The organism is Clostridium sp. UBA1652 (assembly GCF_002320975.1).
Lineage (GTDB): Bacteria > Bacillota > Clostridia > Clostridiales > Clostridiaceae > Clostridium_T > Clostridium_T intestinale.
The window spans coordinates 1-22,478 of record NZ_DCLI01000036.1; the positions used below are offsets into that span (position 1 = coordinate 1).

Sequence of the window (22,478 nt, forward strand, 5' to 3'; positions counted from 1 at the left end):
TCCCTAAGTTGACGACATTGTACGCACGGTATTCAAAAACTCTTGTTCATCATATTGATTCATAATATTGAATTTATTTTCCATATTTATACTCCATTTAGATAAAATAATCTTTGTTTCAACGCTGTTCTATAAATTAGAATTTATCTATCTTATTAATAATACTTTACATTTCCAAATCAATTTTATTTAAAACCACCACAAAATCCATTTACTAATAATACAGATTTTTAAAAACCTACCTCTTTTTATTTTCTAACTTTTGCTTTAACTTTATCTTTAATTGTGGAGCTAAAAGCCCCAGCAAAACAATATCCCATTAACATAGCTCCCATAACTCCAGTAGCTGCAAATACATCACTTAATTCAAGAAAATACATGCTTAGCATAAAAACTATGAATCCAATAACTATTCCTAATATACATAGCCCAGTCTTTTTATCCAAAACAATCCCCCCTTACAGTTATAATAATTAAAAATCCTATCTCATATATACTTAACTAGGCTTTATCAATAATTTGAACTAATCTCCACCCATCTTTTGCATGCTCTATTTATTTTACTCAACTATACAAATTGGAAGTTATCTTTATCTATAAAAACTTAACCATATTATATTCATCGGTACATTTACCATCACTATAACGTAAAGCATTAGGGATTGTCCCAACAATTTCAAATCCAAAACTTTGATACATTGTCAATGCTCTTTTATTTGTTGCAACAACATCTAATTCAATTTGAGTTATTTTATTATCCTCACACCATTTCAAACATTCTTCCATCATTTTTCCACCAATACCTATATTGCAGTATTCTGCTAATATAACAAATGCTACTGAAGCCCTATGTCTGTATCTCTGGTATCCATTAACAAATCCAATTGAACATTGTCCTACAATTTTATTATCATATTCAGCAATAAACCAAGTTCTATTTGAATTCTTTAATCCTGCTATCAGATTTTTTTCTTCTTCTACTGTAGGAGAAAACTCACCTGGATTTCGTGCTAAAAAAAGTGTCTCCCTATCAGCTGTTGAGATAACAGAAATTATTTCCTCTGCATCCTCAACTACAGGTTTTCTTATTATTACTGCTTTTCCATTTCTCAAATAATATTCCACAATCCTTACCTCCATTAAATTACTATTCAACACCCATTTACATTGCAAAACAATTATATCATATTTTCCCAACTCAACATTATTCAACTTTCAAATTACAAACTTCATTAAATAAAAGTAACCGATTTTATATTTTGTAAAAAAGGTATGAAAAAAAGCTCTATTACTGGATTAATCCCTGTAATAGAGCTTTCTGGTGCCGATGGCCGGGGTCGAACCGGCACGGTGTTGCCACCGGTGGATTTTGAGTCCACTGCGTCTGCCATTCCGCCACATCGGCAAGTTACTTTAACATATTATCACAGATTTTTTACCAATGCAAGAACATAATTTTCCAATTATGAAGTAGCTGGAGGTATCTGTGAATTGTTTTGATTATTATCTACCCCATTATTATTTTCATTTCCTCCATCTTGAGGTTCGTTTTTTGGTTCCTCTACTGGTGGCTTGTTCTCAGGTTCCTTATTATCATCATTTTTGGGATCAGTACTTGTTGGAGTTTCTTCATTTGTAGGATTGCCCGAATTTTCTGGGTTACTACTACCAGTTTGATTTCCACCTGTGGAACTAGATCCGCCATTACTACTATTATTATTAGTAGTGTTATTATTAGTACCGCCATTATTAGGAGTGTTATTCTTATTTACATTAGTGTTAGAGTTTTTATTAGAATTATTAGTGTTCGTAGTTGTTGTATTATTTTGATTTGAATTTGTATTATCTTTTGGTTCCTCTTTTTTCTCATCTACCTTTACAGGTTCAACACTTTTATCTTCTTGCACCTTGTCCTCTTCTTTAGTTTTATCTTTATCTCCAGTATTAAGTTTACTTCCTAACACACTACCATTATCTATCTTTGTTGAATTATTAAAATATTTGTAGCCTCCAAAAATTGTTGCTACTATAACCAAAGCATATATAATTATTAAAAGTTTTTTCTTGTGCATATTTCCTCCAAATTCATCAAATTTTTACGTACAATTTATTAAATTATACCAATTATTGAATTAAATATGAAGGATTTTAAGCTATTTATCTATTCTTTAATATACTTTTTTATCAATTTATTTAAACTTTCTATGGCATTTCTAGGATTTGATGATATTGTGGTTTCTTTTGCAAGCATAAATCCACTTACACCACTTTTAATAAACCAATATATATCATTAACCTCAGCTGGTGATATTCCTATCCCTGTTGATATGGAATTAAACACATGTGTCGCTATAATTAATTCTTTATTCTTACAACAATTTATTATTATTCTTTGTGCAATAGGGATATTTTCTATTCCTATCTCTGGTACTAGATCACCTCTCCCTATTATGATTCCATCTGACTCCTCACTAATTTCTTTTATATTCTTTACACCTTTAATAGTCTCAATTTTAGCGAAAATTTTAGGAGTTTTTTTTGATAACTCGATAGCCATTTTATTTATATAATTTTTATATTTTATAAGGCTTTCTTTATCTTCAATATATGAAAAGGCAATTGTATCAAATTCATTTTCTATACAGTACTCTATATCCTTTTTATCTTTATTATTTAATGCACCTTTTTCTCTTATATAACCTTTTATATTACAGCTTTTTTCTCCTCTTACTAATCCACCCTTAACTACTTGTCCAATTACATATTCTTCTTGAATTTTTAGAACTTTTATTATTATACTTCCATCTTTTAAACTAATTTCTTTTGATTTTATTTTTTTAAACATATTTAAGTTAAGATTTAGAGGTATTAATTTATCCTTATCTTTAAAATTATCTTCGTAAACCTCATGTGAGCAAAATCTAACTTGATCTCCTTCTTTTAATTTCATAGGAGCTTCTAAACCTCTCCATACCCTTATTTTGCTACCTTGTATGTCTCCTATAAGCTTTAAATCTATGTTACCTTCCTTTATTTCTTTAATGTTTTGATTAAACAGTTCCTCGTCAAAGTGCGAGAAATTATATCTAACTGCAGTAGCACCATAACTTTTAATGTCTTTAACGCTCGTCCCCTCCAAGGTTTTTGGTCCTAAAGTTATAATTATATCCATATAATCTCCTTAAAAAGTGCTTCATTTAATCCTATACTTATATAAATAAAATTATTACAAGTTTAATGCACAATTTCTTAACATAATTGGCACTTGTACATATTATATTCATTAAGAGGGTGATTTTATGCTTAAAACTATTAGAGATCTTAGAAGAGTTTGGCGCTCTTTATGCTTATCAACTAAATTTTTGACGGTGATTTGCTTCGCTAGTTTATCTTATATGATAATAACAACTTTCTCCGTTAAAAGTATAAACAATTCTTCTGATGAAGCTATTCGTTCAATAATGTTATCAATTTTTGGATATATCTTTGGTCAAAGTAATAACTCAGTTATAGAAAGTATTGGTAGCAGGAGATTTAGAATTTATGTTGCTGGTTTTGTAGCTTTAATTACAACATTAATATTAATTATTAGTGAGTTCACTCTCACTAACTTAAATTCTGCTCCTATAGGTGAATTTAAAAATCTATTGTTTGCTTCAGTCGGATTTCTAACCTCAATGTCTAAAGCCTTAAGTGATGTCGAGGACAAAAACTATTTATCAAAATCTAAAAAAAACGATCTTTGCTAATTTTATCCTAAGTCCGTAGTCTCACTACGGACTTTTATACATCAACTGTCCTTTAACGACAGCAGTGCCTTAATAACATAATCTGCTATTTTTTGAGGTTCTAATTCTTTAAGGTGTATATCTAAAAATACAACACTTCCCTTAATATTTTTTATAAGATAATAATTAAGCCCTTCAATATATTTTATATCTTCACTATTAAAAAGTTCTTTTTCTTCATGTAAACTTTCATATAATTCTAGAGATTTAACACTTCTATCTCCATAAAAAATCAATCTATTTTCTACATCTTCACTTATATCTAATTTAATATAAAAGTCTACTCTTGTTTGATTAGCTAACAGTACCTTTTTAACTAACAAATCTCCTTTATTGTAGTATTCAAGCTTATCCATAGATATAACTGTATGTCCTTCATCCCTTAAAACTTTTTCAATTTTTTCTCTTAAAAAGTCTGATTTAATATCCAAGCCATACTTCATATATGGATTCCTCCATAATTCACTTTATTAATATATTATGTATTTAATGTAAAAAGGTTCTAAGAAGTTACATATATTAATAAATTATAATAAAGTACACTAAAAGGAGTTCATATGAGAAAGATTTTTTATGTTACATTTTTATTTATATGTTTATTCTTTTTGTCAGGCTGTAGTTTTAATAGTTCGCAATACATAAACTTAAAATCTAAGCCCTCAAATGATTATTATACTCAAGAATTAAATAATGCTTTAAATAGTTCTGAAGATTTTTCTTTAGTTGTCTTTGATTCAAATTATTACAAACAAATGCCTGTAGATGACGAAGATAAGAAATCTTTTAAGGCTTTTCTTAAATCCATAAAAGATGATAATTTTACTGAAGAAGCAATTGATAGCAGTAAAAAATGCCTATTTAGAGTTTATGTTACAATAGATAATACTAAGTATCAAATCAAAGTATTCCAAGATCAGTATGTATCTATAGCTCCTTGGGATGGAGTATTTAAGGAAGATGTATTAAAAGAGGACTCTATTCCTCTTGGAAATAAACTTACTACTTTCTGTAACTATATATTAGATAAAAACAATAGTAATACTTCAAAGAAAAACTAAAAGGTAGCCCTAAAGCTACCTTTTTAACTTTCCTGTTTTTTCAAATCCTCTAATAGTTCAAAAACTCTTTTGTTTTTTAGTGGATGTAAAAAATACGGACTTATTTCATTTATAGGTTCTAGTACAAACTCTCTTAAATGCATTCTAGGATGAGGTAATATAATATACTCGTCATTAGATATAATATCATCCATAAATATAATATCTAAGTCTATACTTCTAGGTCCCCATCTAAGAATTCGCTCTCTTTTTAATCCCTTTTCGATATCCAAAAGTAGCTCCATAAGTTCCCTTGGAGATAATATAGTTTCTATTTCTATAGCTCCATTTAAGAACTCTTCCTGCTCTGTATACCCCCAAGGCTCTGTTACTATATAACTTGAAGTTTTAGTTATCTTGCAAAAATCACTTTTTTCTATTTGTTTAATTGCATTATCTAAATTGTCTTTTTTATCACCTAGATTTGAACCTAATGCAATTATTGCTTTTCTTCTTACCCTAGTTATTTCTACACTTACAGTATCTAAGCTCCTAAGTATAGGTGCCCAAGGTTTTTTTATTGAAACCTTAGCTTCTTTTACTATAGGATATTCTAATAGTATAAATTCACAAGTCTTATTGCAAGCTGTCTCTATTAAATCATAGCTTACTTTTTTAAATTCCTCTTCTACCTTATGAGAAAGTTCTCCATAGTGTACAGAAGCATCTAAATCTCCAGTTTTTCCTGGGATTTTTAAATCTAATCCTAATTCAATAGAAATTAAAAATTTCTGCCCTAGTTTTTTTTCCTCTTTAAAAACTCCATGGTATGCAAATACCTCTAAATCTTTTATATAAATCTTATCCATGTACTCACCTTTTTCTTCTAATAATAGCATCAGTCATTTGTGCTGCTCTTTTATTTTCTTTTACATCATGGACTCTTACAAAATCATACCCCTTCATTATTCCAACTACAGTAGTTGCTATAGTCCCTTCAACTCGTTCTTCTGTAGGTAAATCTAAGGTCAAACCTATCATTGATTTTCTTGAAGTAGCTAAAAGCATAGGATATCCTAAATCTAAAAACTTCTCTAAATTGTGCATAACTTCTATATTATGCTCATAGGTTTTGCCAAAACCTATACCTGGATCTAAAATTATATTTTCTTTTTTAACTCCAGCCTCCAAAGCAATATTTATACTTTCTTGAAGTTCATGGTGCATATCTTCTATTATATTGTCATATTCTTTTTCACTTTTATTGTGCATAAGACAACATGGCACATTGTATTTAGCAGCAACCTTAGCCATATTTAAGTCTTTTTTAAATCCCCAAACATCATTAATTAAATCTGCTCCTGCTTTAATAGCTTCTTCTGCAACTTTTGCCTTATATGTATCAATAGATATAGCTATATCATATTTTTCTTTTATTGCTTTTATAACAGGTACTACTCTAGCTATCTCATCATCTTCTTCAACGTATAAAAATCCAGGTCTAGTAGATTCTCCCCCTATATCGATTATATCTACGCCCTCTTCTACAAGCTTATCTACCTGCTCTAATGCTTTAGCTAAGGTATTAAACTTCCCTCCATCAGAAAAGGAATCTGGAGTAACATTCAATATCCCCATTATGAAAGTTCTTTCACCTAAGTTAAATTCTTTAGTACCTATTTTCATTAACTTCACTCCTAGTACTTAATCTTTAAATTCTTCTTTTCATCTTTCCAGTTACATAAAGATTTTGAAGGACAGTTATAACATTCTCTAGAAACTTTATCACCTTCATACATAAGCTTACCTATAATAGATGCTTTTTCATTTTTTCTATGACCTATAATTCCATCTTCTATTAACCTATGCTCCTCTAAATTAAAGTAAATATCTTTAATTATCCCTTTAGCTATTTCATAAGAAGCTATTTCATGAGGGATTCCATTTTCATATTGCTCCCCTCTTCCTATGTCATGTAGAAGTGCAATAGTATATATTATTTCTTTAGAAAATCCTAAATTTCTCTCTAAATTAATTATGTAACATATCCTTGCCACATTAATAAAATGTTCTAAGTCATGCTTACAAAAAATCCTGTCTTTTTCTAAAGCTTTAATCTTGGTTAAATTCTCTTTATATCTAGGATTATTTAAAATCTCATTAACTCTATCCATTAATAAGTTCCCTTACTTCTCGTCTAAGCTCTGCATCTTCTTCAAAAACACCTCTATAACTATAGGTTATTGTCTTTGTACCTGGCTTTTTAACACCTCTCATAGTCATACACATGTGTTCACCCTCAACCAAAACCATAACTCCCTTTGGTTTTAAATACTCCATAAGTGCATCACAAACTTCAGATGTCAGCCTTTCTTGTAGTTGTGGTTTTTTAGAATAGATTTCTACACATCTTGCAAGTTTAGATAATCCAGCAACCTTACCATTTGGTATATAAGCTATATGAGCTTTTCCAAAGAAAGGAACTAGATGATGCTCACACATAGAATAGTAAGTTATATCCTTCTCTATTACTAAATCATCTCTTTCTACTGTGAATGTCTTTTCTAAATGCTCTTTAGCTGTTTTACCTATTCCATCAAATATTTCTTCATACATCTTAGCTATTCTTAATGGTGTTTCTTTAAGTCCCTCTCTATCAGGATCTTCTCCTATAGCCTCTAACATCATCCTAACAGCTTCTTCTATTTTGTTTTTATCAATCATTTATGCCCCTCCATTTTCTTTCAAAAATGTTTTATATCTTTCTATTATATTGTTTGTTATTTTTCCCTTATAAAATTTATTATCTTCAACTCTGTTTACCCACATAACTCCTACTAAAGAGTTAGTTATAAAAATTTCTTCTGCAAGTAATAAATCCTGAGCTCTAAACTCTCCCTCTTGAACATCATAATTATTTATTAACCATTGTCTCATAATCCCATCTAATAATCCACAAGAAAGAGATGGTGTAAAGATTTTTTCTTCTTTTATAAAAAATATATTACTCAAAGTTCCCTCAGTAATTTTTCCTTTATTATTTATAAGAAGCATTTCATTAAATCCCCTTTTTAATCCCTCATCTCTTATATGTAGGTTTTCATAATAACAGGTAGATTTAATTGAGGTTAAAAAAACATTAGAGTCCTTTATTATATCTGATATGCCTAAGGAAAAACCTTTATTATAATCCTCTTTTTTATAGGATATATCCCTTAAAGAAATTATATTATTTTTAGGCGTAATTGTTATCTTTAGAGCCTTATTTTTTATATTATCTTTTTCAATTATGTCTACTACTTCATTATAATTAATCTCTTTATCTATAGATAATTTTTTTAGAGAAGTATTTAATCTTTTTAGATGTTCTTTTAGCATAACTGGCTTTTCAAGTATCAATATTGTTTCAAATACACCTTTTCCAAAAAATATTCCTTCATCTACATCTATCTTAGATTCACCTTTATAAACCTTTATCCAATCCATCTATAATACCTTCATTAGAGCCTTTCCTTTATCTAAAGTCTCCTCATATTCTGACTCTTCTAAAGAGTCGTAGGTTATCCCTCCACCTACTCCGAAATAAGCTTTATCATTTTGTTTTATTATAGTTCTTATTACAATATTAAAATCGCTATTTCCTCTAAAGTCAATATATCCTATACTGCCTGTATACAAACCTCTCTCTAGCTTTTCTAGCTCATGAATTATCTCCATAGCCCTAAGCTTAGGTGCTCCTGTAATAGAACCTCCTGGAAATGTTGCCTTTAGTAATGAAAAAATATCTTCATTTTCTCTTAGTTCTCCAACTATTTTAGATACTAAATGAAAAACAGTAGAGTATTCTTCTATTTTAAATAATTCTTCAACCTTAACTGAATGAGGTTTACACACCTTACTTAAATCATTTCTTTCTAAATCTACTATCATTAAAAGTTCAGCTTTGTCCTTCTCTGAATTTTCAAGTTCTCTCCTGTTTTTTTCATCTTCTTCTAAGGTTTTCCCTCTTTTTCTAGTTCCCTTTATGGGTTTTGTTTCAACCTTACCTCTATTTAGCTTTAGAAATCTTTCTGGTGAGGATGATATCACTTCAAATCCATCAAGGTGCATATATGCTGAAAATGGAGCAGGATTAATGTCTCTTAATTTTCTATATGTATAAAAAGAATCTTCACTGTTTTCACAGCAAAAGTTTTGAGTCATATTTGCTATATAAATATGTCCATCTACTATATACTCCTTCATCCTACTGATAGCTTTTAAATAGTCTTCTTTATAAAAATTAGAGGTAAATTTATTTATATGAAAGTTAAATTTCTCACCTTTAGTCTTAGTTATCTTATGTATTTTATCTTCTATTTCTTTTAGACTAACTTTTCTATCTTTTAAAATCCCTCTAGAAGTTACAAATGTTTTATTTTTACTCAAATCTTTGACTATTATATTATCATAAAAAACAAAATAAATTTCAGGAATTTCTATATTTTTTTTACTTACTCCCTCTATCCCTTCAATTCTTTTTCCATAATCATAAGAAATATATCCTATTGTCCCTGAAACTAAGGGGATTTTGTTATCTATTTCTATCTTATAAGCTTCAGTTAATTCTCTTAATTTTTCTAAAGGATCGGATGCAAATTTTTCTATTTCTTCACCTTTAATTATTTCTCCAAATTCACCAAACCATTTAAATATTAAAAAGGGATTTACTCCAATAAATGAAAACTTTGATAATTCCTTATCTTCTTTAGAGGAATCTAACATTATATTATTTCTACTATTAAAATGTGCATATATTTCTGCTACATTTAAAGAAGTTTCTATTTCCTTAATTAATACCTCCATTAAGCTTTATCCTTTCTCTACAAATATTTATAAAGTTTTTTAAAAGTAAATGCCCACACTCTGTTAATTCTGCCTCTGGATGAAATTGAACTCCATATATAGGATACTCCCTATGTTCTATTCCCATTATAACCCCATCTTCAGTGATTGCAGTAACATAAAGCTCCTTGGGAATAGTTTCCCTATCTATTATTAATGAGTGATATCTAGTAACATTTATAGGATTTTTTATTCTTTTAAATATCCCTGTTTCTTTATGGGTTACTTTAGATATTTTCCCATGTACAGGTTCAGTGCCTTTAACAATTTTTCCACCAAAAACTTCTCCTATACACTGATGCCCTAAACATACTCCCAGTATAGGTATATCTTTTTTGAACTTTTTTATGATCTTCAAAGATTCTTTGGCTTCCTTAGGCGATTTAGGTCCTGGTGAAATTATTATCCCTAAAGGATTAATGTCTCTTATTTCATCTACAGTTATGTGATTACATCTATATACTTTAACTTCTTCATCTAGTTCCTCTATATACCTAGACAAATTAAATGTAAAAGAATCATAATTATCTATTATTAAAAACATATATACCTCCTTGGTCATTCTTATATTATAGCAAGAAGATTAGTTTTACAGAAGAATTGGTTTTTTCTAAAAATAATATTACAATAGGATTAATATATTTTCTAAACTGAAAGGAGATTTTTATGGTAAAAGTTGATCTACATACTCATTCTAAAGCATCAGATGGAAGGTTGTCTCCAAGGGATTTAGTTAAAAGAGCTAAAGAAAAAGGTAGTACTCTTATGGCACTTACAGACCATGATACTACAGCTGGATTAGAAGAAGCAATTGCCGCATCTAAAGAATTTTCTATAGATTTTATTCCAGGTATTGAGCTTTCTACTATTCACAATAATGAATCTATTCATATGTTAGGTTTTTTTAGAGATGATAGCTATAAGTCTAAGGAACTTCAGGATTTTTTATTTGGTTTAAAAGAACATAGAAGAACCAGAGGTGAAAAAATAGTTAATAATTTAAAGACTTATTTTAATATTGAAATATCTTATGAAGATGTTCTAAAAAGGGGAAAAGGTGTTATTGCTAGACCTCATATTGCAGAGGCAATAATAGACAATGGCTACCCTTATACTAAAGCTGAGATTTTTGATAAATTTATTTCAAAAGATAGTCCTGCTTATGTTGAAAATAAACAAGTTAGTGTAGAAGAAGGTATAGCTTTATTAAAAAAATATAATGCTTTAGTTTTTCTTGCTCATCCTATTTTAATAAGAAAAACTCCAATAAAGGACTTTTTAAGTTTTAATTTTGATGGGTTAGAAGCTATATATTTCCAAAATAAAAAAAATGATACAAAAAGATTATTAAAATTATGCACCGAAAAGAACTTGTTAGTCTCTGCTGGTGGAGATTTTCACGGCGATTTAGCTGGAGATGATCGACATGGAGATTTAGGAATTACAGAAATACCTGAAGAATTATTAGAAAAGTTTCTAAGTGCATATAGGTAAGCAAAAGAGGGCAGTCTAAGACTGTCCTCTTCTTTTAGTTATTTTTCCTCTACAGAATTCTCATTTTTCTTTTCATCATCTAGATACCATTTACTCTCAGTACTTGGATTATTAATGATTCCTGCCATTACTAATACTGACAAAACAGCAGTAACTATTTCATTATAATTCTTCGGGATTATATTTAGACCAAAAGCCTCTAATATCAATGGAATAAGTGAAAAAACAGATATCCATAGTGCATAATTCTTGAACCTTGAACTATCATTCATTTATCATCACTCCTCAACATTAGTTTATTCACATAATCACCAGATGTTGAAACATATTTTTACATTTTTCGTGTTTTCTTTAATTATTTAATGAAAATATTTAAAATTCATATATTGTAATTTCATCTACTCTATGTTACTATATCACTAAAGATTTTTTAGAATCTTTAACTATTTAATTACTTCAAAGTAATAAATTTGATAAATTATTAATTACTTTTATATTTTAAGGGGGCACACTTTATGAAAAAGAAAATATTATCAGCTTTAATGGCTACAGCTGTAATGGGATCAGTATTAGCTGGTTGTTCCAAAAGTTCAGCTAACAGCGACACAATCAACATAGGAGCTATAGGACCATTAACAGGACCGGCTTCAACTTATGGTCAATCAGTAAAAAATGGTGCTGAATTGTACTTAGAACAAGTAAATGCTGATGGAGGAATAGACGGAAAGAAATTAAGTCTTCTATTTGAAGATGATGAAGCTAATCCAGATAAAGCTATACAAGCTTTCAATAAACTTGTAGATAATGAAGGCGTTCCTGTAATATTAGGAGCGGTAACTTCTGGGGCAACTAATGCAGTAGCACCTCAAGCTACATCAAGATCAATTCCAATGTTAACACCAACAGCAACAGAACCTAACATCACAAAAAATGGTGGTGAGTTTGTATTTAGAGGATGTTTTGTTGACTCTTTCCAAGGAGTTGCTTTAGCAGACTATGCTACTTCTAAATTAAGCAAAAAAACTGCTGCTGTATTATATAACAAGGATTCAGATTACTCAAAAGGAATAGCTGATGCATTCAAAAAAGAATTTGAAAGCAAAGGTGGTAAAGTAACAGAATTCCTTACTTACAATGAAGGAGATAAAGACTTTAATGCTCAATTAACAAAAATCAAAGGAACAAATTCAGATGTTTTAGTTTTACCTGACTACTATACTCAAGTTGGTACTGTAGCAAAACAAGCTAGAGACATGGGAATACAATCTCAACTTTTAGGTGGAGACGGATGGGAATCAGAAGAATTAACTAAGCTTGGTGGAACAGCTGTTAATGGTGCTTTATACCTAAATCACTATTACTCAGGAGATTCTGCTTCAGTAGTAGCAGACTTTGTTAAAGCTTATAAAGCTAAATACAATGCAGAACCTGATGCTTTTGCTGCTTTAGCTTATGATTCAACAAAAGTTATAGTTGAAGCTATAAAATCTGCTGGAACTGATCCAGTTGCTATAAAAGATGCTTTAGCAAAAACTAAACTTGATGGAGTAACTGGTAATATAACTTTTGGTTCTGATAGATCTGCTGTTAAAGGAGCTTCAATAATAAAAGTAAATGGAGATAAAAAAGAACTAGTTGATAAGGTTAATCCTTAATATTTAATACTTAAAATGGAGGAGTAGAATAATGGAGCTTTTACAACAGATAATTAACGGCTTAGCTTTAGGTAGCGTGTATGCTCTACTTGCTATTGGTTACACAATGGTATATGGAATTATAAAACTTATAAACTTTGCACATGGGGATATTTATATGATTGGGGCTTTTGCTGGATTTTATGCTTCAGCAAACTTAGGTTTATCCTTAGTGCCAACATTAGTTGTCTCTATGGTAGCATCAGCACTTTTAGGTGTTATAATTGAAAAAATTGCGTACAAACCACTTAGAAATTCGCCAAGAATAGCACTTTTAATAACAGCAATCGGTATGTCATTGCTCCTAGAACACGGAATGAGATTTTTAGTAGGTCCAAATCCTAAACCATTTCCAGATTTATTCCCTGTAGGAACTATAGATATAGGTCCCCTACACATAAACGGAAAAATTTTGTTAATGCTAGGTGTATCCGCACTTCTTGTTCTACTTCTTCAATACATTATCTACAAAACAAAAGTTGGTAAAGCAATGAGAGCAGCCTCCCAAGATATGGAGGCTGCATCATTGATGGGTATTAATGTTAATACAGTAATATCCTTAACTTTTGCTATTGGTTCAGCTTTAGCTGGAATTGCTGGTGTATTAGTTGCAATTACATATCCAACAATAGATCCTTACATGGGAATGATGCCTGGTCTTAAAGCTTTCGTGGCTGCCGTACTTGGTGGAATAGGAAGTATACCTGGGGCTCTTCTTGGTGGAATACTTATGGGATCTATAGAAACTTTAACTAAAGCATACATCTCAACATCATTATCAGATGCTATAGCATTTTCATTGCTAATAATCATCCTTCTTGTTAAACCAACTGGTTTACTTGGAGAGAAAACAAACGAGAAAGTGTAGGTGAAATATATGAAAAATAATAAATCAATGTTTAAATCTTTAATAACATTTGCTGTTATTGTAGCTGTTTACCTAGTACTTTCAACACTTATCAATGGAAAAGTTATAAATTCTTATTATAGTGGTATCTTAGTTTTAGCTTTTATAAATATTATATTAGCAGTTTCTCTAAACTTAGTAGTTGGTTTCACAGGTCAATTAGCACTTGGACATGCAGGTTTTATGGCTATAGGAGCTTATTTATCAGCTTATTTATCTAAAACCTATCATTTACCTTTTATTTTGGTTTTAGTTTTAGGTGGTTTACTGGCTTCTGCTCTAGCTTTAATAGTAGGTGTTCCTACACTTAAGCTTAAAGGAGACTATTTTGCCATAACCACCCTAGCTTTTGGAGAAATAATAAAAGGTATAATTACAAATACTGATTTAATAGGTGGTGCTAGAGGATTAAGTGGTATTCCTAGAAATACTAATTTTTCTTGGGCATTTATCATAATGGTTTTATCCGTACTTGTTATTTATAATATAATTCACTCTTCTCCTGGAAGAGCTATGATTTCTGTTAGAGAAAATGAAATAGCTGCTGAAGCTATGGGAATTAATACTTTTAAATATAAGCTATTAGCTTTTATTATAGCTGCATTTATAGCTGGTGTTGCTGGTGGTCTTTATGCACACTACTACACTTTCATTCAACCACAATCATTTAACTTTATGAAATCAATTGAAATTTTAACTTTTGTAGTTTTTGGTGGAATGGGTTCATTATCTGGTTCTGTTATAGCAACATTTATCTTAACAGCATTACCAGAAGCTTTAAGATCTCTACAGGATTTTAAAAATATCATCTATCCAGTAGCACTTATTGCACTTATGATATTTAGACCTGAAGGTTTACTTGGAACAAAGGAAATATCATTTAATATTTTCAAAAAACTATCATCTCAAAAAGGGAAGGAGGAATAAACCATGTTAAAAGTTGATAATTTATCTATACAATTCGGAGGATTAAAAGCTGTTTCGGATTTTGATTTAAATATAGGTGAAAAACAAGTCGTTGGTCTAATAGGACCAAATGGAGCTGGTAAAACAACTGTATTTAATATGCTTACTGGAGTTTATTCACCTACTGAAGGTTCCATCTCTTATTTTGGTGAAGAAATCCAAGGCTCTAAACCTTATAACATTACAAAAAAGAAAATTTCAAGAACTTTTCAAAATATAAGACTTTTTTCTAATCTTACTGTTTTAGATAACATCAAAATAAGTTTTAACTATAGAGTTAAATATTCAATTTTTGATGCAATGATTAGAACACCTAGATTTACAAAAGAAGAACGTGAAATTGAAGAAAAATCCCTTGAAATTCTTTCTCACTTTGGTTTAGAGAGTAAAGCTTACGAGCTTTCCAAAAATCTTTCCTATGGTGAACAAAGACGTCTTGAGATTGCTAGAGCTTTAGCCGCTGAGCCAAAGCTAATATTATTAGATGAGCCAGCAGCTGGTATGAATCCTCAAGAAACTCAAGAGTTAATGAATATGATTAATTGGATTAAAAATAAATTTGAGTTATCTGTATTACTAATTGAACATGATATGAAATTAGTTATGGGTATCTGTGAAAAAATAGTTGTTTTAGATTACGGAAGAAAAATTGCAGAAGGTACACCAGAGGAAATTAAAACTAATCCTAAAGTTATTGAAGCGTACCTTGGAGAGGGGGCTTAAAATGCTTAAAATAGATAGTCTTAATGTATATTACGGTGGAATTCATGCTTTAAAAGATCTTTCTTTAAAGGTTAATAAAGGGGAAATAGTTACTCTAATAGGAGCTAATGGAGCTGGTAAAACATCAACCCTAAGAGCCATCTCAGGCTTAGTTCCTTTTAAATCAGGAGATATAAGTTTTAAAGATACTTCTTTAAAAACTATACCATCTCATAAGATTCTTTCTTTAGGTTTATCACACGTACCTGAAGGAAGAAAGATTTTTCCTGACCTTACTGTTTTAGAAAACCTAGAACTAGGTGCTTATCTTAGAAAAGATAAAAAGGGAATTAATTCTGATATGGAAACTGTTTTTACTAGATTCCCAAGATTAAAAGAAAGAATGAAACAAAAAGCTGGTACACTCTCAGGTGGAGAACAACAAATGTTAGCCATGGGAAGAGCTTTAATGTCTAAACCTGAAATGGTACTTCTAGATGAACCTTCTATGGGTCTAGCACCTATAGTTGTTAAAGGAATTTTTGATACCATTGTGGAAATAAACAAAGCTGGTACTACTGTTTTATTAGTTGAGCAGAATGCTCACATGGCACTTTCAATAGCTGATAGAGCTTACGTTCTTGAAACTGGCTCAATAGTTCTTGAAGGAAATGCTAAAGAGCTACTAAATGATGATAAGATAAGAAGTGCATATTTAGGAGAATAAATTTAAAAGAGGCTTAACGCCTCTTTTTTATATTACTACTCTTTTACGTTCTTTTAAATATAAAAATGATGTAGATAAAATTATTAGTATTGTCCATATTACTATAAACATGTTACTTCCATAAGATATTCTACCGTATTCTTCAATACTTATATGATTAAGAAGTGCTGGAGTATAAAAAATACTTGAAAAGCTACTTAACAGTGCTATCATAAGTACACAAAAAATAAATATCCATTTATTATTATAAAAGAGTTTGCTAAATTTATTGTGTAATTTAGTTATAAATGTGAACTTTGAAGTAAACATAATTAATAAGAGTACTAATGTTATAAATGTACTTATTATGAAATTAGAATGTTCTAATTTCATATTCTTTAATATTTGTATTTTGCTAAAGTTCACTGTTAATATAATAGAAAAAAGAAGGATGAATTTTTGTAGAAATGATATTAAAATATAACCACAAAAAAACATAAATATTTTCCTAAACCAAATACTTCTTAGATTCACTTTTTCAAACTCTTCACTTAATAAGTCTACTGAACCAATACGGCTACAAGAAACCAGAAAAGCCTCCTCTTCTGACAAATTTGTAGTATTCATTAAAGAGTTAAATTCATCTATTAGGTGTTCTTCTAACTCTAGTATATCCGATTCACAAAAAGAATTGCTTTTATATAGTTTTGTTTTCCACTGATTTAATGCTTTTTCTAATTCAAACATGCCGAATTCCCCCATAAACTATTTAGAGTATTATTTACTACCTTCCACTGAGATTTTTCTTCTTCTAACGTATCTAACCCAAGCTTTGTTATCTTATAGTATTTTCTCTTTCTTCCATCTATGGACTTCCATTCTGATTCAATGAGTTTACTTTCACACAACTTTTTAAGAACTGGATACAGGGTTCCATCTTTCCAAGTTATTTCATCTTTGGATAGTTCCTTAACTGATTTTATTATTTCATATCCATAGCTTTCTTTAGTTGCTAAAATCGAAAGAATAAGGGGTTTAGCTGAAGCAGCCATAAGATCTTTTGACACCAAATTTATCACATCCTTACATAGAAATTCTATGTATTAATATTACATCGAGCTTCTATGTAAGTCAAGTATATATTACATAAATTTATAAATTATTCCAACATGAATGTAACTTATATTTATTTATCCAGGTAATCCTTTATAAATAAAAAAAGAAACCCTGTATCCCTATCAGTTGACAGGAACCCAAGGTTTCTTTTTTATTATATTTCTTTTAAAAATGCTTTATAACATTTTACAGCTTCATATATATCAGCTTTACTTGCAACTTCCCATGGTGCATGCATATTGTGAAGTGCTATACCACAGTCTATTACTTCCATATTGTATTGAGCTAGTATATAGGCAATTGTTCCACCGCCTCCTTGGTCAACTTTTCCAAGTTCAGCTGTTTGCCATACTACTTCATTTTTATCCATTATTTCTCTTATACGAGCTATATATTCAGGGTTTGCATCATTTGATCCTGACTTTCCTCTAGCTCCAGTATATTTACAGAATACAACCCCTTTACCGAAGTATGCAGCATTATTTTTTTCTAATACTCCTGGGAAATTCGGATCATGAGCTGCTGTAACATCAGAAGAAAGCATATGAGAATTGTTTAAACATCTTCTAAGCTTTAACTCAGAATATTCACCTTTTCTATCCATAATCTCTGCTAATATGTTTTCGAAGAACTTAGAGTTCATTCCTGTGGCTCCTACGCTCCCTATTTCCTCTTTATCTACAAATAGAGCTACACATGTCCTATCAGTATCTTTAAGCTCTAGAAGGGCTTCAAAGCTTGTATAAGCACATATTCTATCGTCATGTCCATATCCCATAACCATACTTCTATCTAAACCATAATCTCTTGCTTTTCCTGCTGGTACTATTTCTAATTCAGAGGATACAAAATCTTCTTCTACTATTCCATATTTTTCATTTAGAAGAACTAATATATTTTCTTTAACTCTCTCTTTTACTTCTTTGTTTTTAATAGGCATAGAACCTACTAAAACATTTAAATCTTCACCTTCTATAACTTCTCTAGCCTTTTTCTCTAGTTGTTTTCCAGCTAAGTGAATTAAAAGATCTGATATTCCTACTACTGGATCATTGTCATCTTCACCAATTTCAACTTTAACTAAAGTTCCATCTTTTTTAACTATAACTCCATGTATAGCTAAAGGAATAGTAACCCATTGATACTTTTTAACACCACCATAGTAGTGAGTATCAAATAAGGCTAAACCACCATCTTCATATAATGGATTTTGTTTTAAATCTAGTCTTGGTGAGTCTACATGAGCCCCTAATATTCTTAGTCCTTTTTCTAATGGTTCGCTACCTATTAAAAATAGTGCTAAGGTCTTACCCATATTGTTAGCGTAAACCTTATCTCCAGCTTTTAATGTTTCTCCATTATTAATTATATCTTGAACATTTCTGTACCCTTCTTTTTCAGCTAGTACTATAAGTTCATCTACTGATTCTCTCTCTGTTTTACATTTAGATATGAAGTTCTTGTATCTATCACTTATTGAAAATACCTTTTTAAGATCCTCTTCATCATATTTATCCCATGCTAAAGCATATTCTTTTCTTAAATTTTGTTCCATACCGATACCTCCTTGCCTTATATCTACTATATTTTACACCTATTTTTTAGTATATTCAAATTTACCTTAAAACATTTTATGTTTCTTAAAATATAAGAGCATACCAAAGGCAATAGCTAACATTAATGCTAATATTCCAAAAAAACTGTATGGGTGATCTTTAAAGGGCATGTAGTTAAATCCCATAGAAAATATTGCTGTTAATAGTTCTAGCGGCAAAAATATAGTTGTAACCACAGTAAATACCTTCATAAGGTCATTAGTCTTATTTGATATTTCAGCTTCATAGGCTTCTCTAACCATAGCTAAGTCTTGAACTAAAGTCTCTATTACCTTCATGAGCTTGCTTATCTTATTATTTATATTCTTGAAATATTCTATGTACTCATCATCTATTATTCCATTTTCATTAGCAATTAAGGCATCTCCTATATATCTTAGAGGATTTAATATTTTTCTTATTTTGTAAGTCTGCCTTCTTAAAAATACTAAAGTGTCTATTTGATTTGACCGTGGAGATTTTAATATATCTATTTCTGCTTTATCAGCCATCTCTTCAACTACTGACATAATGTTGTAGTTTCTTATTATAAGTCTATCTAATATATAATATAAAACAACTTCGGGTCTTCCTTTTTTCTTTAAGGAAAAGCAATTTTTATTTGCTTTTATATCTTGAATTATCTCTTCTAAAACTGCTATCCTGTCTTTATATACAGTAATAATGAAGTTATGACTAAGAAAGATGTTAAGCTCCTTGGAGATAACATCTTTCTTATTTAAATCCAGTACATTTAGTACCATGAATATATAATCATTATAGTAATGAATTTGTGCTGATTGTGAAAAATCCATACATTCAACTATGCACTCTTCATCCAGCAAAAGTTCTAAATTGTATAGCTCTTCTGCATGTAGTATTATCCAATAAAAGCTATTTTCTTTATCCCATTCCTCAACTTCTTTAAATTTATTAGAAATATCATATATTATCATAGGCCCACCTTTACTATAATATTTATTATAGTATGCCTATGTTTTAGCTATAATATTAAAGTTTATTCATTCTACTTTCTATAATATCTACTGGAGTAACTTTAGACATCAATGAATATCTATAGTTTGCAGCAGCTGCTTCTATTATAACCGCAATATTTCTACCTGGTCTCACTGGAACTACTAGTCTTCTAACATTAACTCCTAGTATATCCATAAATTCTGCGTTAGTACCTAATCTATCGTAATCTCCATCATCTTTCCAATGCTCAAAATGTATTACTAATTTTATGTCTTTTGATGGAATTATTGAGCTTAGTCCATATAAAGCAGAGATATCTATTATTCCCATTCCTCTAACTTCAAGCATTCCAAAAGTTATTTCAGGAGATGAACCCACAAGTTCCCCATCTATTTCTCTTATATCAACAGCATCGTCAGTAGCTATTCTATGCCCTCTTTTTATTAATTCTAGAGCTGTTTCACTTTTACCTATTCCGCTTTCGCCTGTTATTAATATTCCTACTCCATATACATCAACTAATACTCCATGAAGTCTTGTTTCAGGTGCCATTTTATCACCTAAATATATAGTTAACTTGCTTATAAACTTTGTTGTTATAGTATCACTTCTTAAAACCCACACCTTACTTTTTTCCGCAGCTTTTATAAGTTCTTCATGTGGTTCTAAGTCCCTTGTTATAATAATACAAGTTGAATCAAAACTTAAAAATTTATTTAATCTTTTTTTTCTAATTTCAATACCCATGTCTTCTAGGAAGCTCCACTCAGCTTTTCCTATAACCTGTATTCTTTCTGCAGCAAAATAATTATAGAATCCAGCTAGTTGTAATCCTGGTCTATTAATATCGCTTACAGTTATTTCTTTATTCGCACACCCTTCTACTAGCACTTCAAGGTTAAAGTCCTTGATAAGCTTTTCAACAGTCACAATCATTCTAAACGCCCCCATCATTAAATTAATTAATTTCTATGTTTATTTGTCGGTTTATTAGGTTTAACGGTCTCTAATTGAGCCCTAAAATTACTTTTCACTGAATCTATATATCTTCTTCTTAATTTAGCTTGCTCTTCTTTTTCTTCTTCTGTTAATCCTACTTCTTTACTTTTTTTATATAATTCATTGATTCTTGCTATTAATGCATCTATGTCCATTATGTACCTTCTTCCTTGTATAAAGTGAAACTTACTTCAGAGGGAGTTTTGAGATCTCCCACTGAAGTTTAGTTGAACTTATCTAGGGTCCTGCCATTGTTATCTCCATCTTTAATATAAGATGGGAGTGTTACAATGGCTAGACATCAGATAAACTTAAAACTATTTTACAAATAAATTCAACATTTATCAAGGAAAATTATATCATATAACAGCTGTTGTTGCTAACTTTAATACATCAATTTTAACTATTTCGACATATAATTATTTTTGAATAATTTCCTATTTTTGTTAATTTGTTACATTATGTAACAAACAGCCGCACTATAAAATACTTTTTTGTAAATACTTGTCCAAACATATATATTTTTTGTAATTAATTGACATACGAAATGATTTTACATAATTTCCGAATTTGTTATAATTATCTTAAGAGATTTGTTGAAGTATCAACTAATAAATGGGGTGTTGGGTATGGGTTGTTATATACTAAATAGAAAAATTTTAATTAAAAGAGCACTTTTAAACTTCTTTTTGAAGTTTTTGTTACCTACTAATAAAATAGTTCTTAATTTAAGTCAAAGTTTGGACAAGTCAGTTTCTTTAAAACAAAAACAACTTTATAAAACTTATAAGAATAAACTAAGTTTAAAAAAAAGGACATATTTAAAGTACATAGCATAACTCTGCATAAAAAAAGAAACTCAATTAATTGAGTTTCTTTTTTTGCTTATCCATATCTTTATAGATCTAATTCTTCTACAACCTCATCAATATCTACTTCTTCTTCATCTTCGCTAAATATAGCTAAAAATTCTCCAAAGGTTGGGTTATTTATATCCACATCATAAGCTACAAATTGCCCTTGAATCTCATATTCTTCTGTTATCTCTTCTATATATTCTTCAACATTGTCTAATGAGATATCATAAAGGTAAGGAAGATATAACTCTTTAAACCATTCCTCTGTTTCTGATTCATATGTTCCCTCTTCATTTGAATAAGTTCTAGCTGCTGATATTTCATCGTCATCAAAATCATAAAAGAATTTCACCAACAGATAACCTCTTTTATATTTTATCTCCTCAATGTCACTTACGCCCTTTTCTTTAAGCGCCTTAATAATTTCATTTTTTACCATATTTCCCTCTCCTTAATACAGTAATTGTTTATATTCTTTCTTAACTGCTTGAAATTCCTCATCATCTTCTACTAAGTTTAATTCTTGCTTTTCATCTACGTAGTCTACTCTAAATATATATGCATCATCTTCATTTCCATCTCCATTTAATGGGGATAGTATTAAATATTCTTGTTCTTCTAAATATATTCGTGCTATTGCCTCAAAGTCTACTTTATTTCCATCTTCATCTTTAAATGACATTATTTCTTTTTCTTCCATTATACTCACCTTTCCACTTTTTGATTATATTTTCTTCATAAAAAATTCCCCATTT

The 22,478-nt window shown here is 29.8% G+C and carries 29 protein-coding genes and 1 tRNA gene; 8 read left to right on the forward strand and 22 right to left on the reverse strand.

Features of this window, described 5'->3' with window-relative positions; translation table 11 throughout:
- Positions 1-248: 248 nt before the first annotated feature.
- The 5 genes from B3N22_RS05220 to B3N22_RS05240 form a co-directional block, all read right to left on the reverse strand.
- Entirely contained in the window at positions 249-446 is a 198-nt protein-coding gene (locus tag B3N22_RS05220; protein ID WP_286905291.1) for a hypothetical protein, read from the reverse strand.
- 148 nt (positions 447-594) lie between these two features.
- Positions 595-1,125 (reverse strand): GNAT family N-acetyltransferase, encoded by a 531-nt coding sequence (locus B3N22_RS05225; protein WP_286905292.1) that lies wholly within the window; start codon positions 1,123-1,125, stop codon positions 595-597.
- A 194-nt stretch (positions 1,126-1,319) separates the two neighbouring features.
- Positions 1,320-1,405: transfer RNA gene (locus tag B3N22_RS05230), tRNA-Leu, on the reverse strand.
- A 58-nt stretch (positions 1,406-1,463) separates the two neighbouring features.
- On the reverse strand, positions 1,464-2,072 hold the full coding sequence (locus B3N22_RS05235) for a hypothetical protein (RefSeq protein WP_286905293.1): 609 nt from the start codon (positions 2,070-2,072) through the stop codon (positions 1,464-1,466).
- 89 nt (positions 2,073-2,161) lie between these two features.
- Entirely contained in the window at positions 2,162-3,172 is a 1,011-nt protein-coding gene (locus B3N22_RS05240) for a pyruvate kinase (RefSeq protein ID WP_286905294.1), read from the reverse strand.
- Between the two features lie 127 nt (positions 3,173-3,299).
- Here B3N22_RS05240 and B3N22_RS05245 point away from each other — a divergent pair, with 127 nt between their 5' ends.
- A complete protein-coding gene (locus B3N22_RS05245) occupies positions 3,300-3,749 on the forward strand; it encodes a hypothetical protein (protein WP_286905295.1) in 450 nt (149 codons plus the stop codon).
- Positions 3,750-3,790: 41 nt separating this feature from the next.
- On the opposite strand, the gene B3N22_RS05250 is transcribed toward B3N22_RS05245, so the two are convergent.
- The gene (locus B3N22_RS05250) at positions 3,791-4,231 is read right to left on the reverse strand and encodes a hypothetical protein (protein WP_286905296.1); all 441 of its coding nucleotides are present in this window, start codon (positions 4,229-4,231) and stop codon (positions 3,791-3,793) included.
- A gap of 114 nt (positions 4,232-4,345) precedes the next feature.
- On the opposite strand from B3N22_RS05250, the gene B3N22_RS05255 reads away from it, so the two are divergent.
- Positions 4,346-4,846, forward strand: a complete 501-nt coding sequence (locus B3N22_RS05255) for a DUF4883 family protein (RefSeq protein ID WP_286905297.1) — start codon at positions 4,346-4,348, stop codon at positions 4,844-4,846.
- Positions 4,847-4,869: 23 nt separating this feature from the next.
- Here B3N22_RS05255 and folK read toward each other — a convergent pair whose 3' ends face one another.
- Genes folK through B3N22_RS05290 form a run of 7 tightly spaced genes read right to left on the reverse strand, consistent with a single transcriptional unit; the run spans position 4,870 to position 10,253 of the window.
- Positions 4,870-5,694 carry a 2-amino-4-hydroxy-6-hydroxymethyldihydropteridine diphosphokinase gene (gene folK, locus B3N22_RS05260; RefSeq protein WP_286905298.1) on the reverse strand — a complete coding sequence of 275 codons (825 nt, stop codon included), beginning with the start codon at positions 5,692-5,694 and terminating at the stop codon, positions 4,870-4,872.
- Positions 5,695-5,698: 4 nt separating this feature from the next.
- A complete protein-coding gene (gene folP, locus B3N22_RS05265; protein ID WP_286905299.1) occupies positions 5,699-6,511 on the reverse strand; it encodes a dihydropteroate synthase in 813 nt (270 codons plus the stop codon).
- 11 nt (positions 6,512-6,522) lie between these two features.
- Positions 6,523-6,999, reverse strand: coding sequence for an HD domain-containing protein (locus tag B3N22_RS05270; RefSeq protein ID WP_286905300.1), 477 nt, complete (start codon positions 6,997-6,999; stop codon positions 6,523-6,525).
- Positions 6,992-7,546 carry a GTP cyclohydrolase I FolE gene (gene folE, locus B3N22_RS05275; protein WP_349676612.1) on the reverse strand — a complete coding sequence of 185 codons (555 nt, stop codon included), beginning with the start codon at positions 7,544-7,546 and terminating at the stop codon, positions 6,992-6,994. Before folE ends, B3N22_RS05270 begins: the two co-directional genes overlap by 8 nt.
- A gap of 3 nt (positions 7,547-7,549) precedes the next feature.
- Positions 7,550-8,311: an aminotransferase class IV gene (locus B3N22_RS05280; RefSeq protein ID WP_286905302.1), complete on the reverse strand. Its 762-nt coding sequence runs from the start codon at positions 8,309-8,311 to the stop codon at positions 7,550-7,552.
- Positions 8,312-9,670 (reverse strand): aminodeoxychorismate synthase component I, encoded by a 1,359-nt coding sequence (pabB, locus tag B3N22_RS05285; RefSeq protein ID WP_286905303.1) that lies wholly within the window; start codon positions 9,668-9,670, stop codon positions 8,312-8,314.
- Positions 9,654-10,253: an anthranilate synthase component II gene (locus B3N22_RS05290; protein WP_286905304.1), complete on the reverse strand. Its 600-nt coding sequence runs from the start codon at positions 10,251-10,253 to the stop codon at positions 9,654-9,656. Before B3N22_RS05290 ends, pabB begins: the two co-directional genes overlap by 17 nt.
- A gap of 122 nt (positions 10,254-10,375) precedes the next feature.
- Here B3N22_RS05290 and B3N22_RS05295 point away from each other — a divergent pair, with 122 nt between their 5' ends.
- Complete coding sequence (locus B3N22_RS05295) at positions 10,376-11,203, forward strand: PHP domain-containing protein (protein WP_286905305.1); 828 nt, start codon at positions 10,376-10,378, stop codon at positions 11,201-11,203.
- A gap of 38 nt (positions 11,204-11,241) precedes the next feature.
- On the opposite strand, the gene B3N22_RS05300 is transcribed toward B3N22_RS05295, so the two are convergent.
- On the reverse strand, positions 11,242-11,475 hold the full coding sequence (locus B3N22_RS05300) for a phage holin (protein ID WP_073017729.1): 234 nt from the start codon (positions 11,473-11,475) through the stop codon (positions 11,242-11,244).
- 243 nt (positions 11,476-11,718) lie between these two features.
- On the opposite strand from B3N22_RS05300, the gene B3N22_RS05305 reads away from it, so the two are divergent.
- From B3N22_RS05305 to B3N22_RS05325, 5 genes are read left to right on the forward strand one after another with little or no spacing between them, the layout of a single operon-like run.
- A complete protein-coding gene (locus tag B3N22_RS05305) occupies positions 11,719-12,858 on the forward strand; it encodes an ABC transporter substrate-binding protein (protein ID WP_286905306.1) in 1,140 nt (379 codons plus the stop codon).
- 31 nt (positions 12,859-12,889) lie between these two features.
- Entirely contained in the window at positions 12,890-13,765 is an 876-nt protein-coding gene (locus B3N22_RS05310) for a branched-chain amino acid ABC transporter permease (protein WP_021802828.1), read from the forward strand.
- 9 nt (positions 13,766-13,774) lie between these two features.
- Entirely contained in the window at positions 13,775-14,731 is a 957-nt protein-coding gene (locus B3N22_RS05315) for a branched-chain amino acid ABC transporter permease (protein WP_286905307.1), read from the forward strand.
- A gap of 3 nt (positions 14,732-14,734) precedes the next feature.
- On the forward strand, positions 14,735-15,493 hold the full coding sequence (locus B3N22_RS05320) for an ABC transporter ATP-binding protein (RefSeq protein WP_286905308.1): 759 nt from the start codon (positions 14,735-14,737) through the stop codon (positions 15,491-15,493).
- 1 nt (position 15,494) lies between these two features.
- Positions 15,495-16,199, forward strand: coding sequence for an ABC transporter ATP-binding protein (locus tag B3N22_RS05325; protein WP_021802831.1), 705 nt, complete (start codon positions 15,495-15,497; stop codon positions 16,197-16,199).
- A 27-nt stretch (positions 16,200-16,226) separates the two neighbouring features.
- Here the strand turns inward: B3N22_RS05325 and B3N22_RS05330 are convergent, their stop codons facing one another.
- From B3N22_RS05330 to B3N22_RS05365, 8 genes are all read right to left on the reverse strand, one after another.
- Positions 16,227-16,925: a hypothetical protein gene (locus tag B3N22_RS05330; protein ID WP_286905309.1), complete on the reverse strand. Its 699-nt coding sequence runs from the start codon at positions 16,923-16,925 to the stop codon at positions 16,227-16,229.
- A complete protein-coding gene (locus B3N22_RS05335) occupies positions 16,913-17,245 on the reverse strand; it encodes a PadR family transcriptional regulator (RefSeq protein ID WP_238903204.1) in 333 nt (110 codons plus the stop codon). Before B3N22_RS05335 ends, B3N22_RS05330 begins: the two co-directional genes overlap by 13 nt.
- Positions 17,246-17,448: 203 nt before the next feature.
- Complete coding sequence (locus B3N22_RS05340) at positions 17,449-18,849, reverse strand: aminopeptidase (protein WP_238902989.1); 1,401 nt, start codon at positions 18,847-18,849, stop codon at positions 17,449-17,451.
- Between the two features lie 66 nt (positions 18,850-18,915).
- Positions 18,916-19,845 carry a magnesium transporter CorA family protein gene (locus B3N22_RS05345; RefSeq protein WP_238902991.1) on the reverse strand — a complete coding sequence of 310 codons (930 nt, stop codon included), beginning with the start codon at positions 19,843-19,845 and terminating at the stop codon, positions 18,916-18,918.
- A 55-nt stretch (positions 19,846-19,900) separates the two neighbouring features.
- The gene (hprK, locus tag B3N22_RS05350; RefSeq protein WP_286905310.1) at positions 19,901-20,803 is read right to left on the reverse strand and encodes an HPr(Ser) kinase/phosphatase; all 903 of its coding nucleotides are present in this window, start codon (positions 20,801-20,803) and stop codon (positions 19,901-19,903) included.
- Between the two features lie 26 nt (positions 20,804-20,829).
- A complete protein-coding gene (locus B3N22_RS05355) occupies positions 20,830-21,021 on the reverse strand; it encodes a DUF896 domain-containing protein (RefSeq protein WP_286905311.1) in 192 nt (63 codons plus the stop codon).
- 742 nt (positions 21,022-21,763) lie between these two features.
- On the reverse strand, positions 21,764-22,162 hold the full coding sequence (locus B3N22_RS05360; RefSeq protein ID WP_073017750.1) for a hypothetical protein: 399 nt from the start codon (positions 22,160-22,162) through the stop codon (positions 21,764-21,766).
- A gap of 12 nt (positions 22,163-22,174) precedes the next feature.
- Complete coding sequence (locus B3N22_RS05365; RefSeq protein ID WP_021802840.1) at positions 22,175-22,423, reverse strand: DUF1292 domain-containing protein; 249 nt, start codon at positions 22,421-22,423, stop codon at positions 22,175-22,177.
- Positions 22,424-22,478: the final 55 nt, after the last annotated feature.